This window comes from Shewanella vesiculosa (assembly GCF_009994065.1).
Lineage (GTDB): Bacteria > Pseudomonadota > Gammaproteobacteria > Enterobacterales > Shewanellaceae > Shewanella > Shewanella vesiculosa.
In genome coordinates, this window is the sequence record NZ_JAACSD010000016.1 from 51,436 (window position 1) to 64,713 (window position 13,278).

Annotated in this window: 13 protein-coding genes and 1 pseudogene; 1 reads left to right on the forward strand and 13 read right to left on the reverse strand. The window is 41.7% G+C overall.

Annotation, left to right across the window (positions count from 1 at the left end; all coding sequences use genetic code 11):
- Positions 1-6: 6 nt before the first annotated feature.
- Positions 7-876: an AraC family transcriptional regulator gene (locus tag GW828_RS16170; RefSeq protein WP_124017756.1), complete on the reverse strand. Its 870-nt coding sequence runs from the start codon at positions 874-876 to the stop codon at positions 7-9.
- A 252-nt stretch (positions 877-1,128) separates the two neighbouring features.
- Between GW828_RS16170 and GW828_RS16175 the strand changes: the two genes are divergently transcribed.
- Entirely contained in the window at positions 1,129-2,292 is a 1,164-nt protein-coding gene (locus GW828_RS16175; protein WP_273058990.1) for an iron-containing alcohol dehydrogenase, read from the forward strand.
- Between the two features lie 207 nt (positions 2,293-2,499).
- Here GW828_RS16175 and GW828_RS16180 read toward each other — a convergent pair whose 3' ends face one another.
- From GW828_RS16180 to fdh3B, 12 genes and pseudogenes are all read right to left on the reverse strand, one after another.
- Positions 2,500-2,832 carry a DMT family transporter gene (locus GW828_RS16180; protein WP_273058991.1) on the reverse strand — a complete coding sequence of 111 codons (333 nt, stop codon included), beginning with the start codon at positions 2,830-2,832 and terminating at the stop codon, positions 2,500-2,502.
- Between the two features lie 427 nt (positions 2,833-3,259).
- The gene (locus GW828_RS16185) at positions 3,260-4,129 is read right to left on the reverse strand and encodes an EamA family transporter (RefSeq protein ID WP_182723747.1); all 870 of its coding nucleotides are present in this window, start codon (positions 4,127-4,129) and stop codon (positions 3,260-3,262) included.
- 312 nt (positions 4,130-4,441) lie between these two features.
- Complete coding sequence (locus GW828_RS16190) at positions 4,442-5,155, reverse strand: ZIP family metal transporter (RefSeq protein ID WP_273058993.1); 714 nt, start codon at positions 5,153-5,155, stop codon at positions 4,442-4,444.
- Between the two features lie 216 nt (positions 5,156-5,371).
- Entirely contained in the window at positions 5,372-6,295 is a 924-nt protein-coding gene (locus GW828_RS16195; RefSeq protein ID WP_273058995.1) for a formate/nitrite transporter family protein, read from the reverse strand.
- A gap of 327 nt (positions 6,296-6,622) precedes the next feature.
- The gene (locus GW828_RS16200) at positions 6,623-7,420 is read right to left on the reverse strand and encodes an EcsC family protein (protein ID WP_124017762.1); all 798 of its coding nucleotides are present in this window, start codon (positions 7,418-7,420) and stop codon (positions 6,623-6,625) included.
- 323 nt (positions 7,421-7,743) lie between these two features.
- Positions 7,744-8,442: a polymorphic toxin-type HINT domain-containing protein gene (locus tag GW828_RS16205; protein WP_182742585.1), complete on the reverse strand. Its 699-nt coding sequence runs from the start codon at positions 8,440-8,442 to the stop codon at positions 7,744-7,746.
- 95 nt (positions 8,443-8,537) lie between these two features.
- A complete protein-coding gene (locus GW828_RS16210) occupies positions 8,538-9,470 on the reverse strand; it encodes a type 2 periplasmic-binding domain-containing protein (RefSeq protein ID WP_182723746.1) in 933 nt (310 codons plus the stop codon).
- Positions 9,471-9,589: 119 nt separating this feature from the next.
- A complete protein-coding gene (locus GW828_RS16215) occupies positions 9,590-10,027 on the reverse strand; it encodes a GTP pyrophosphokinase (RefSeq protein WP_124017765.1) in 438 nt (145 codons plus the stop codon).
- Positions 10,028-10,249: 222 nt separating this feature from the next.
- Positions 10,250-10,598: pseudogene (locus GW828_RS16220) on the reverse strand (DUF1287 domain-containing protein).
- A gap of 291 nt (positions 10,599-10,889) precedes the next feature.
- The gene (locus tag GW828_RS16225) at positions 10,890-11,279 is read right to left on the reverse strand and encodes a septal ring lytic transglycosylase RlpA family protein (RefSeq protein ID WP_124017790.1); all 390 of its coding nucleotides are present in this window, start codon (positions 11,277-11,279) and stop codon (positions 10,890-10,892) included.
- Positions 11,280-11,615: 336 nt separating this feature from the next.
- Positions 11,616-12,632, reverse strand: coding sequence for a formate dehydrogenase subunit gamma (locus GW828_RS16230; protein WP_124017766.1), 1,017 nt, complete (start codon positions 12,630-12,632; stop codon positions 11,616-11,618).
- Positions 12,633-12,680: 48 nt separating this feature from the next.
- Positions 12,681-13,277 carry a formate dehydrogenase FDH3 subunit beta gene (fdh3B, locus tag GW828_RS16235; protein ID WP_124017767.1) on the reverse strand — a complete coding sequence of 199 codons (597 nt, stop codon included), beginning with the start codon at positions 13,275-13,277 and terminating at the stop codon, positions 12,681-12,683.
- Position 13,278: the final 1 nt, after the last annotated feature.

Genomic DNA, 13,278 nt, shown 5'->3' on the forward strand with positions numbered 1-13,278 from the left:
AAAATATTATAACCTAGCGCACTCGCCCGGGCTTTGATCAAAGTAGCGTTTAAACTCACGACTAAACTGGGCAGTACTTTCATAACCCACTTGTGTCGATACCTCTTTGACCTTGAGTTTTTGCAGTTGCAGTAATGCTTTGGCCTTATTCAGGCGAATTTTCTTCAGGTATTGTATCGGTGAAGATGCGGTGACTTCTTTAAAGCAACGATGAAATGCAGACGGGCTCATATTAACTAGGCTGGCTAATGTGTCGACTTCGACCGACTCACCATAATGTTTATGAATATAACTGAGGGCTTTTTCAACCCTAGATAAACGTGTGTGGCTTAAAGATAATGCATACAATGGCGCTGCGTTAGGTGAGTCTAACAAACGATATAACAGCTCAAGCACTAACGCCTCACCCATCACTTTAGCCTCAAGCGGGGATTGCAATGCTTGCAATAGTCTAATCACGCTACAATCCATGTCTTCAGTGTTGTCTGCAACAAAAAAACCACTCTGACGCGATTCATTTAAATCTTTGGGGATTTGATTATGCTCGTCCATCAGCCGAATAATATAATTAAGCTGTACTAAGTCGATATCAACCATCAACACTAATACCGGTTCTTCAATACTGGCGAAGGTTTCACACTCTACCGGCAATGGTACCGTCATCACTAATGAACGCTGGCGATCGTAATCGAAGCTTTGATTGTCTAAGTAAACCCGCTTTTTACCTTGGCCAACAATGAGTACACCTTGCGAGTAGCACATTGGTCCACGCGCGCCATACTGCGAGCTACGAAATACATTAACACCCGCTAAATGAGTATGATTAACGCCTTCTTTAGGCGCAAGCGGCGCCATTAATCTTGCTATCTCACTCATACCCTTCCCCTCAGAATAAATCATGGTGATGATACTAGCAAAAAGCAGAAAAAGGTATTTAATTTATCTAAAAATCATCATATTCATACAATAAAGATAGGAATAGGCATGAACACGATAGTTCTGTGTATGTTTATTTTGACTCAAAGGGCTATCATAGCCAGATGATTTATCGTTGCTGTTGTGTATAAAAAACCTATATACACAAGAAGCCAACTCTTTGTTTCAGCGCAAAACCAAAAGGCGTCTATTATGCTTAATTTTGATTATCGTAACCCTACACATGTTGTTTTCGGTAAAGACCGTATCGCAGAGTTAGATCAGCTTGTTCCAACCAATGCAAGAGTATTAATCACTTATGGCGGTGGCAGCGTTCAGCGTTTTGGCACATTAGATAAAGTTAAAGCTGCATTAGGTGACCGCGTAGTATTTGAGTTCGGCGGCATTGAAGCGAACCCTAAGTACGACACACTCATTAAAGCGGTCGAAGTTGCTCGTAAAGAAAACATCGACTTCTTACTCGCTGTTGGTGGTGGCTCAGTGATGGACGGTACTAAGTTTATCGCTTTAGCGACTCAGTTTGATGGCGACACGGCAAGCTTATTACATCACGGCTTTACACCGGTACCCGTGGCTAACGACAAGGTTATTCCACTGGGAGTTATTGCAACGCTTCCTGCAACGGGTTCTGAAATGAACGCCTTTGCAGTAGTCAGCTATAAAGGTGGTAAATTCCCGGTAAATCATCCATGCGTTTACCCAACGTTTGCCATGCTTGATCCAGAATTGACTTTTAGCTTACCAAAAATCCAAGTGGCAAATGGTGTAGTCGATGCCTTTGTACACGTACTTGAGCAATATGCGACCTATCCTGTTGATGCCCGTGTACAAGACCGCATGGCTGAAGGTATTTTACGTACCCTAATCGAAGTTGGTCCTATTACGGTTGAAGAACCAACCAATTATGATGCTCGTGCTAACTTAATGTGGAGTGCAACATCGGCCTTAAACGGCATGATCGGCACTGGCGTTCCTTTAGATTGGTCGACGCACATGATTGGCCATGAATTAACTGCATTATTCCATATTGACCATGCGCAAACCTTAGCCGTTGTGTTGCCATCATTATGGCGCGTATTGAAAGAGCAAAAACACGCTAAATTAGTGCAATACGCTGCACGCGTTTGGGATATTACTGAAGGTGATGAAGGCAGCCGTGTAGATCAAGCGATTGATAAAACAGAGGCGTTCTTCAAGCAAGTAGGGTTACCGACACGCTTGCGCGATCATGGTGTCACTCAAGATCAGCTTGGCCTAGTGATAGATGCTTTAGAAGCACACGGTATGACGGCATTATCTGAAAGCGGCAAAGTGGATTTAGCTACCAGTCGCAAGATTTTAGACATGGCGTGGTAATAGTACTGATAACCCAAACGATAAACTCATTGATCGTTTGGGTTTGAGTTACCACTGATACAAAAAAGGGCTTAACAATGACGATCATTGTTAAGCCCTTTTTATTGCCCCGAAACGGACGACGAATGAACACCATAAGTTGCTAATCAATACCGTTACTTAACAGACCAGGGCTCAATAGCTCATGCCTACTTATTAGTTAACGCGCTAATGCGGAGTCACATTTGAGAATAAATTCATCACAACGACACCGACTAAAATGAACGTCATCCCCACCAGTGCACCTAAATCTAATTTTTGCCCATACATCACCCAAGCGATAAGTGTAATTAATACGATACCCAGTCCAGCCCAAGTAGCGTAAGCAACACCGACAGGAATGCTTTTTAGTGCGAGTGATAAAAAATAAAAAGATAATACGTAGCCGACAACAACTACGATTGAAGGAGCTAATTTTGAAAATCCATCACTGGCTTTTAGCGCTGAAGTGGCTACCACTTCAGTTAAAATGGCTACACTTAAAAATATCCAACTTTTCATGTTTTACATTCTATAAAGACAAAACAGCCGGGAAGTATAAAGCCTAAATAATAAAAAAACAGTCTAGTCTTTTATCTCCTCTTCTGTGCCACAGTAGATTTAACAACCACATAATACGTGGCTAACATCGCCATTTATTAAGCGATAACATTACGGTTCTAAGCAGAAAAACATTAAGCTGCTATCTTGATCATTGTGCCTGTGACCTATCGGCGATAAAAACGATGAGCGACAAGATGTGAAAAATATGGCTGGCGACACCTAGAATCCATAGCTGGAATCAATGAGCGAAAAATTATAATTCAGCGATAAAGTTAACCCTAAACATACAGCCAGCATAAGCTAGCCATTGTGGCTCGTAGCAACTTTAACGACAAGCCAAAGCATAAATATCAATGTATTAAGCAAACAAAAACTATCAACAAAGCTACACGCCCATCTCAATGGCTTTTTTAGGCGTAAAACTACTGCCGATAGAAGCGATAATCACTAAACCGATTGCGGCCCACTGGAGCAAGGTCAATTGCTCACTTAAAATAATAAAACCCGCCAATGCGGCAATTGCAGGCTCTAAACTCATCAACACACTAAAAGCTTGTGTCGGCATATTTCTCAAGGCCACCATTTCCAAAGAATAAGGCAAAGCACTAGATAACACCCCGACTAATAATCCAAGCGGTAACACTTCCCAGCTCAGTAATGCCATGCCTTGGCTAACTGCACCAATAGGTACCAGAACGACTGCAGCAACAGTCATGCCTAAGGCAACGGTGATGCCACCTGATGCTTGCTTGCCTGTGCGAGTTCCAAACAAAATGTAACCAGCCCAACATGCTCCGGCGCCTAATGCCATTAATGCACCAGTAAGATCAAGCCCTTGTGCGCTAGATAAATCAGGCATTAACAGCAAAATCCCCGCAATGGCACAAGCAACCCAAAATAGATCGCTTTTACGCTTAGAGCCAAATAAAGCGACCGCTAAAGGGCCGGTGAACTCCAGCGCAACAGCTATCCCCAGAGGAATGCGATCAATAGCTAAGTAAAACAGGATATTCATCCCACCTAAACATAGGCCATAAATAATAATACTCTGCCAATCTCGGCCTTGTGGTAATGCTCGCCATGGGCGAAAAACCAACCAAAGTACGGTAGCAGCAAAGCCTAAACGCAAAGCGGTGGTGCCTTCTGGCCCAACCAAAGGGAAAAGTTGCTTTGCTAAAGAAGCGCCGGATTGAATGGTCACCATAGCCAGTAAAACACTACCGACAGCGGTCAGAAGTACACGATTGATTTGCATTTAGAGGATATCCAAAAATAAAAAACGAAGTGCTGGGTCGGCATTCTACCTGAGACAGATAAAACCCTGCAGCAATAATTACCGTCTGTCACACAAGTTATATCATTCAGATACCGAAAAGATAACTACAGAGGTTGATGATATGTGAGGCTGTCGACCGGCTAAGCAAAAATTCACAGAGTTAATTACCTACTCGACATAAAGACTGGCACAACGATGGTTAAATGTAGATAAGTTAACTGAGCATCATCCTTTTGGTTGACTCCCTTTGTCGTCTGGAGATTGTCCAATGTTACCTAAAGATAGTATTGATTATGCGGTTAACATTAACCCCAGCATACCAAGGCAAAACCCTAATACAGCTCCCATTGGCGGTGCCCAACGTTGTTCTAGTTTTACCTGAGGAGCTAAATCTTGAAATATTGAATAGAGAATACCGCCAGAGGCAAACAGCATGACTGCGGCAATCACTTTTGGCGACTCTGAAAGCCATAAATAGCCAGACATGGCTGCTATGGGGCCCAGCAATGCCATAAAACAAAACATAAGAATAATTTTATGGGGCCGAAAAGCAGAAGAGCCATTTAACTCACGATAAGCACTAAATCCTTCTGGCACATTTTGGAGCGCGATTAACCCTGCAAGTAAAAATGCATTACTGCTGCCCGTTGCAAATGCGGCTCCCAGAGCAATGGACTCAGGAATAAAGTCAGCCAGCATTGCAGCAAGCTGGCTAGCAGGCGTCGCTATTTTTTGCAGGTAAATATCAAGGGCCATAAAGCTCAGCCCACCGACCATAAACCAGATACAAGCAGATAATGGCTTAAGATGCGCTATACCCTCTGGTACTAAAACCAAAGCAACGGCAGACAATAGTGCCCCACCGCCAAAAGCTATGACACTGTGCCTAAACTCCTGCTCAAGCCACTCACTGCTGACGTTCTCAAAACGGGCAATTAAGGCCCCTAATGGCATAGCCAAACCAGCAAGCAATGTGGTTGCTAAAACCGTTAGCAGCAAAGACATGATTAAATCCTTAAAAGAGTATTACGCTGCTGTAACCTGCATAACAGGACTAAGCTATGTGAGACGATATGGGGACAGCCAACATCGTCATCATTTAAGACAGGTGCTGACTCATTATAAATCAAGCGCCTGATGAAATGGCTCCAATAAATCATATAAAAACAACCACGTCAGCCATGTTGAGAATAGACAACATCACTTGTTTCAATATGAAATTTACATTTCTTCTCTAACTTGGCCATAAGCTAACATGGCGAACAGCCCTGTACCGCCAATAATATTGCCCAGTAACATGGGACCGATATGGTGTGATAGCGCAGTGAACATATTCATCTCCCCATTGACAACAAGGCTAAATATTTCATTGGAGCCAGCAATAACATGAGTAAAGCCTCCAGCTGCAATTAACCATGTAAACATAATAATAACCAGCACTTCAGACCCTTTTGCCGAGGGCAACATCCACACCAGTACGGCTATAAAAAAGCCCGCCGGAATGCCGCGCATCAGTGTCTCTGCCGGCGTTAACTCGGCGACATGGCGTGATATCTGGAGAACCGCGCTAAGGATCTCTTCTGTTAAAACGCTACCGTGAACGAAAATAGCCGCGGTAAACAAAGTGCCAACGAAATTAGCGGCCAATACCACAGCCCACAAGCGAGCAGTACACAGCAGACGACGCTGTGTTGTGCTGGCTAGCAGCGGCAGTACAACTGTGATGGTGTTTTCAGTAAACAGCTGCAGTCTTGCTAAAATGACGAGTACAAAACCAAAAGTGTATCCAAGGCTTTCAATAAGCGACAAATAAGGGTGATCGGAGCCTAGATTACTTCGGATGATACCTTCAGCCAACACCGATGATGAAATACCGATACCAGCCGCGATACCAGACCACCACAAAGAGAGTAGCGGCCGCTGCAGTTCCTCCTGACCTTCACGCAGAATAATAGAATAGACGGTGAGTGATGAAAGACTGCCATGCTCATCCACAGCTTCACGCTCTGAGCCTGTCAACGCTATCTCTACTTTTGTTGACTGCTTCTGCCGCTCTTCACGTTTAACAGCCTTGTTGTTTGGCTGTAGATCGTCGGTTGTTGACGACTTAGTATTATCGACCTGTTCAGGTACAGGTTGTGTCATATTGCTATCCTTCTCTGACTAAAATCCAGCTTGATGTTATAGCTAAGTGCATAAAGAATAGATGCTTTATGTCATCTATTCAACAAACACAGCGAGCAGTATAATGGTCTGGCTAGGGTATTACGGGTCGATAATGTACCTGCGAGCTTGTGTTTACAGAACCGCTATTGAATATAAGAGATGAATTAAGCCAGTCCAAACCGAACGGTTTGCATCACTGATATCAAACGAGTAATTGATTTAGCACACAAAGCCAATTGACGTATCAGCGTAATAAAACTGGCGTATGAAATACGCTTGCTATCAAAATGAATTGCGCATGTGAAGTTATCTATTGCCTTTTTGAGCTAACGATTCATAGGCGATTTTTACACTTTCATGTCCGTATACTCGCTCTAACTTTCGTACAATAAAATGCCCTCTGGCCATGTCTTGAAAATGATCAATAAACAAAGTATTGATGACTGCGCCACCAGCTGCGCCAATAGCGGGTACAGCTTGAGCTGCAGCTTTTTGCGTCACTTGAACGCCAAACTTTTCAGCGATTTTAGTAATTAACTTAACTAGAATAGGCGCGGCCTCATCGGTAAGCCCTTTTTTAAGCATAAATTCAGTGGCTTCAGACACAGATTTAGCTAGCGTAGCGCGTATGGCAAAGTATCCTGATTCACTACTATCATCCAAATCACTTGCGCCTCCTAATGCAAAGACCTCTAAACAAGCCATCTTGGTTTCCAGCGTAGTAATCAACTCGCCTTCACTTCGAGCAATATCAGCGATAGAGCGCAACATTATTGCTGTCGAAATAGGAAGCTCAACGGCAATTGCAGCTAAGCCAAAAAAACCACCCATACCACCACTCACCGCAACGCCTAATTTATGCCAAACATTAGACGACTGTTCTCCGGGAATATCTTTCATTGTAAATATCGCCGCATCAGACGCTTTAAGTAGCGATTTTTCTGTGACTTTGGCAATATTTTTATTCCAATTTTCAGGTAGTAACGCTAAACCTTTTTCAATAGGAGTACCTATAAAGCTGGTTATTTTTACCGCTAGACCAGGGTTTTCTAATAGCGATTTAGCAACCAAAAGCTCTTTTCTGTGTGATTCTGAAATATTCACGTAAATTCCTTAGTAGTGAGACAAGGCACAAGAACAGTTCTATAATAAACCTAAATCACTGAAACTAATTTGACGTAAAATAGCGTCGGTTGCAAATCAACTTAAAGCTCTTATTCAACAATAAGCCTACAGTTTCCTATTACCAAATCCAACATCATCGCTTGCGACAATCATTATCTGTCAGGTTTTCCAGATAATTGCTGCCGCAAAATTTATTCATTAGTGCAATAAAATCGAGCGATATAAAATATGCAGATAGGCTTAATCTCAAGCTGAACTGGGATTGTTGATTTGGAGTTTCGGGTGGTTAATCACTATGTAACTTAGGATGACTCTTCGACTGGGGGTAAATAATCACGACCGTCTTTAGCTAAATTACTCACACCAACTGTGAGGTCATTTAGTGCACTACCATAGTTATCACGACAGTGAATACAAGGACTCATTGTATTCACAAAGCGGCCTTTTTTAGTATATTTTCTCAAATAGGCATGAGAAATAGTTACATTACTTCGATGTAGCACAATCGCATCACCCAATTTTTGCCTCAAATCACTTACAGCTGCATCTTCAGCGCACATGCTGTCATTAGCACGGCCCCAACCGATAACTTCCTTGTCGGGATCGCGATGTAAATATTTAGCCGCAACCCAAGGCCCACCATGGTAACCGGTCAGCCTACCATCAGGATAGTTAGAGGGTCTATTGGCCAACTCATAGGCCATAAGTTCAAGTTTATCGATTGGCGCCCTATCGCAAAGCATGTCATGAAAAGCCGGACGAGTAGTGGTGACAAAATAATTATGATTGTGGCTTATTTTTAAATCTTGGCAATGATGTGAATCTTCAACTTTATTGATCTTGTCTATCTCAGCGACAGCATCACTACAAGCAACTATTTTATCACCGATGCTCAGCTCTTCAGCCTTTACCCATACCTCAGTTAGAAGGTAAAAATGATGATCTTCTACAACCAGCATCGAGGTTTTTAGGTCACCAATAGAATAGTTAATCTCTAGCATAACGGCAGTAATATTTCCAAATAGTGGTTAAATAGGCATAAATGAGTATTCTTAACGACTTAGAGAATACTCACTGAACCATTTGTCATTGGTTATTATGGTTTAAGGTACTTTTGACAGATAGATGATGCATCCAAACTTGAATTAAACAAAAAGTCTTTACCCATAATCGAAGTCATTTGTGATTCGACTACCAGCGGGTTACTAATTTTAAATAATTTGCGTTTGTTAAGCTGACTTCGCATTAAGTACTCGCAATGCCATTGATAGAAAAGTTTATCAAACTTGCCATTTTCAATCATTCTCAGTAAACCAACCTTGATTCTATTCGCTAACCTAGGCTTTGTAGGTGATACATAATAATAAGTCGCCAGAGGGATATTAAGCACAATATGTTCATCTACGATTAATTCAGGATAACGCTTTTGAAATAACTCAACCTCTTGATAAGCCTCATTCACTCCACGCCCAAATGTGATAAAACGTCCTTTTGAAAGCATATTGAATAAACTATCGTACTGCGCGCTCTCCACCACATCGAATCCTGCTTGTTTCATAGCAACCCTGGTAGACCACTGACTACCTGAACCGGTTCGCAGCCTCATCAATTGCTCTAGTGAATCAATATTGGCCAACAAGTTTTTATTTTCATTTTTAATAATAAAAACTCTAAACCCTTGAATGCCTTTGCGGATGGGGATAGGGATAGGAATGAGCTTTGTATTCCACTCTTCATTTGATGCTTCGGCCATAACATTAATCGTTTGGCCATCCTGTAATGATTTAAATATCCGATTTCGACTCATCACCAGATTCGTCACTTCAATAGAAGCATCCCCAAAATCGGCATTGGTCTCTTGAATAATTAAATCTAACAGCTCATAAGTATATTGATAGCGTCGATCACTTTCTGAGACAGAGTGATTTATAACGAACTTGTCCGCTGCACAAGCATAAGGGAGATAAACTAGGTTACATAGACTTAGAAAAAGTAAATACACACACAAACGCAGTAAATTAAAATCCATATTAACTCTCTCGTTTTTAAAGCCAGTCCTATTTATTTCATGCAAATACTACGGTTAGACAATAGTGAATGTTAGCTTAATTACTCAACAATAGCAGGTGTAACGAAAACTTTTTAATTTTATGACGTTATGGGCGTTAAAGTTTGCAGCGTCTTCCAGGCGGCATGGTATTTAGCCATCCGCTCAAGATCTTTTGCATCAATAACCTTTAAACGTAAAATATTGATATTATCCTCAATATCAGCGATTTTAACTTTGACCGCCAATGGATTAGCGCTAACGCGATTGATAAATTGATGGTAACTTTCATCACCGCTCTTAGATAACAATTGCACTGCGTTTACTACATCTAATGGGATACCCTCTTCTAGGAGATACTCAGCAGTATAATCAGAATCTTCTATAACATCGTGAAGCAAGGCAACAGCCATTTCGTATTCCGTATCCATTTTGGCCATGACTCTAAGTGGATGAAGAATATATGCTTTCCCTGCCTTATCTTGTTTCCCCGAATAAGCTTGTAAAGCGATTGCTAATGATTTCTCGATGATGTTCATAATTTCTCTTTAGGGTTAATCATTTATCCTCAGAAGCACCAGATAATATCTGTTTATCTTTGGTAGCAAATCAACAGTAAATAACGTTGTTTATTTGATAATATTAACGTTGCACAACCAGCCACTAATGCCGTTCGACCGTCACTTTAAATAATAGTCCAAGCCATTACTTAGTGGTTATATTTCGATGGTTCAAATCGATAATGCCTAGCCATGTCATAATCAAAAATCAATTTTAGGCGCAAAACCAATATAATGAACAATCATAGGATTACCGGTTGTAGCGTCAACCTGAGCGATAACCATATCAATATGGGGTAAATTCTCTGGCAATATCCAAGTAACAACATCACTAACAGCATAAGCTGAGTCATGAGTCCTAATGGTTAACGATTTACCATGCCTTTTAAAGAACGTCTGCAAATGAGCAGCACGTCGCTGGTGTATATTTCTATCTGTAGAATTCAGACCCCAAAGTCTTTGAGAAGGATAAAGAGAAAAGTGTACGCCTATCTTGGTGCACTAGTTGTTGCAAATCAGTACCAATTCCTTGGTAGACTCGAATAATCATATTTGTGCATACACAGATATTTTAGCTACATCACCATTGAGATAATGGTATTAAGATATAAGAACCGTCATACAAAATCTGCTGGGGGTGTTCTATTAAGCAAACTCGAGACAATATCGTGATGAAAGTCTACTGCATGAATTACTGAACTAAAAATTAATACGTAAAGCAGTGGTCTCATTAACCATCCTTAGGATATAACATTCACCTATCTGCTAGACCCTGAAAACCTATGCTACTAAGCCAGACCAAACATATTTACACTCACGTATACAGCAAGCTTTGTGCCCACTAGCGGATCACTTCGATTTTAACGTCAAGAAGACCTGTAGATACATTGCCTATACTGCTAAAAGCCGACTTAGAAAGATCAATGATGCGTCCTTTAACAAACGGACCACGATCATTGATTTTTACGGTAACACTTTTACCATTATTAATATTGGTGACTTTTACATTTGAACCGAATGGTAAATCTTTATGGGCTGCTGTTTTTTGATTGTGGCGATAGAGATCCCCGCTAGCCGTTTTCTTATTTTGGTATCTATCTGCATAATGTGAGGCTTGGCCAGACTCAGTAAAACCGATCCAATTGCCACCAACATCAGCCGGCATCGAAGAACAGCCTGCCAACATAATGGAAAACGTTAAAAACTGAAATTTTCGTGAAATAGCGACCATGGTTTGTCTTTTTAGTGTGTTCACATAACGAGCCGGCTAAATTACTCGTTTTCTTGTAATTTAATAATGTCAGAAACACTAACTGACTTTGAATAATGATTCAAATGAAACCGTTATTTTGATTACCGTATGTTGATCTCTCAAGGTTATTCTGGCAAAGAATCGTTGGCCCATAACCATAACAATGAGTGATAAAACTGAGACTTTTGGGTGGCGTTATGCCGTTAAAAAGCCGATAACGCAGTTAAAATGGTCAATAAAAAACACCTTGTCAGTGACCTAACAAGGTGTTTTATATCTGCAATCAACTAGTGTACTAACACCAGAGTGCCAGGGTTACTCTTTGTATTTTAAAGTACCATCGGCTTTGATTTCGTCATACCACACATTATGATGTTGTGAAGCCCAGTTTTCGTCACAATAGCCCGATAACATGCACTCCATTCCGCCCTCACTGAGTACGGTTCCCATCCAAATATGCACTATGGTAAATGCGATTAAGATCGTCGCACTAAGACCATGTATCAACAAAGCGAGCATCGACAGTTCACGCGGCAAATCCAGTGTCGGAAACACTAACATAATACCGCTTAGACTGATGCTTAGACCAAAAATAGCTAAGGTCCAAAACCACATTTTTTCACCCGCATTGGCAAAACCACTGTCTGGGTGTTTGCCTTTAAACGGACCAAAGTTAATGTAGCCGCCAACCACTAAAAACCATTTCAAATCATACATCTTGAAAAATTGTAGTGGCATCCATTTGATGATACATGCTAGCCAAGACACCATAAAAATGGGGCTAGACCAATCATGGGCAAATTTACTGAAGGCTATAACCCCTGCCCATATACCGTCTCCGACATATGGGGCTAAGAGATGTCGCCCAAGCATAATAATCACACCTGTTAGCATCATGGTTAGGCAAGATACTGCCATAATCCAATGTAACCAACGATCGGCTGTGCTCCAACGAAGTACCATTTTTCCTGAAAAGCCCTTACTTAATCTTGATGGACCATTGACTAAGTAAAACACTAAAAAGGCCCCAAAAACCCCCACTATGGCTAAGCCAAGTGCTGGTTTTAGGTAAGTATTTCGCAATATTTTGCCTTCATTACCCGATACATTAATCAGAACATCAGCATCAAGGCCTTTGTCTGTACTGTATCCGGGTTCGCCAGCTTTTACTGCGCGCCAGAGATCTGCATCACTGGTTTTAGACTTTGCTTGTTGCTGACTTGATTGTTCATCGGCGGCATAAACCGTCGATGTAACCAACCCCAATCCCATACACAGAACCAACAGAGCAAACATCCTGCGCAGTGATTTGTTTAACGTTAAAGTTAACATTGTCACTCCTTATATGACTGCGAAAATTATCGCAGCCATTGCTCTGGGTTAAACCATTTCACCTGTTTTAGGATTGTAGCCCCAAATCACATTTGGATTACCGCGTGCAGCCATACGTTGACGATAAATATCAGACACTATGCCTGCATCACCGGCCAACAGAGCTTTGGTTGAACAAAGCTCAGCACACATTGGTAATTTGCCTTCAGCAATACGGTTTGAGCCATATTTGAGACGCTCGGCTTCTGAATGATCTTCTTCTGGGCCACCAGCACAGAAAGTACACTTATCCATTTTACCGCGACTACCAAATGCAGTCTTTTTAGGGAACTGCGGCGCGCCAAATGGACAAGCATAAAAGCAATAGCCACAACCGATACAAGTATCTTTGTTGTGGAGCACAATGCCGTCTTCGGTACGGTAGAAACAGTCGGCCGGACAAACTGCCATACATGGTGCATCGGTACAATGCATACATGCTACTGAGATTGACGCTTCTCCTGGTTCACCATCATTAAGCGTTACCACGCGGCGACGCTGAATACCCCACTCTAAAGCAGAGTCGTTTTCGTTTTTACATGCTGTGACGCAACCGTTACACTCGATGCAGCGTTTGGTGTCACACAGAAATTTCATGACTGCCATA

What these genes read in the sequence shown, in the direction of transcription:
- GW828_RS16170 (WP_124017756.1), bottom strand. Translation starts at nt 876, where the DNA reads ATGAGTGAGATAGCAAGATTAATGGCGCCGCTTGCGCCTAAAGAAGGC.
- GW828_RS16175 (WP_273058990.1), top strand. Translation starts at nt 1,129, where the DNA reads ATGCTTAATTTTGATTATCGTAACCCTACACATGTTGTTTTCGGTAAA.
- GW828_RS16180 (WP_273058991.1), bottom strand. Translation starts at nt 2,832, where the DNA reads ATGAAAAGTTGGATATTTTTAAGTGTAGCCATTTTAACTGAAGTGGTA.
- GW828_RS16185 (WP_182723747.1), bottom strand. Translation starts at nt 4,129, where the DNA reads ATGCAAATCAATCGTGTACTTCTGACCGCTGTCGGTAGTGTTTTACTG.
- GW828_RS16190 (WP_273058993.1), bottom strand. Translation starts at nt 5,155, where the DNA reads ATGTCTTTGCTGCTAACGGTTTTAGCAACCACATTGCTTGCTGGTTTG.
- GW828_RS16195 (WP_273058995.1), bottom strand. Translation starts at nt 6,295, where the DNA reads ATGACACAACCTGTACCTGAACAGGTCGATAATACTAAGTCGTCAACA.
- GW828_RS16205 (WP_182742585.1), bottom strand. Translation starts at nt 8,442, where the DNA reads ATGCTAGAGATTAACTATTCTATTGGTGACCTAAAAACCTCGATGCTG.
- GW828_RS16210 (WP_182723746.1), bottom strand. Translation starts at nt 9,470, where the DNA reads ATGGATTTTAATTTACTGCGTTTGTGTGTGTATTTACTTTTTCTAAGT.
- GW828_RS16215 (WP_124017765.1), bottom strand. Translation starts at nt 10,027, where the DNA reads ATGAACATCATCGAGAAATCATTAGCAATCGCTTTACAAGCTTATTCG.
- GW828_RS16225 (WP_124017790.1), bottom strand. Translation starts at nt 11,279, where the DNA reads ATGGTCGCTATTTCACGAAAATTTCAGTTTTTAACGTTTTCCATTATG.
- GW828_RS16230 (WP_124017766.1), bottom strand. Translation starts at nt 12,632, where the DNA reads ATGTTAACTTTAACGTTAAACAAATCACTGCGCAGGATGTTTGCTCTG.
- fdh3B (WP_124017767.1), bottom strand. Translation starts at nt 13,277, where the DNA reads ATGGCAGTCATGAAATTTCTGTGTGACACCAAACGCTGCATCGAGTGT.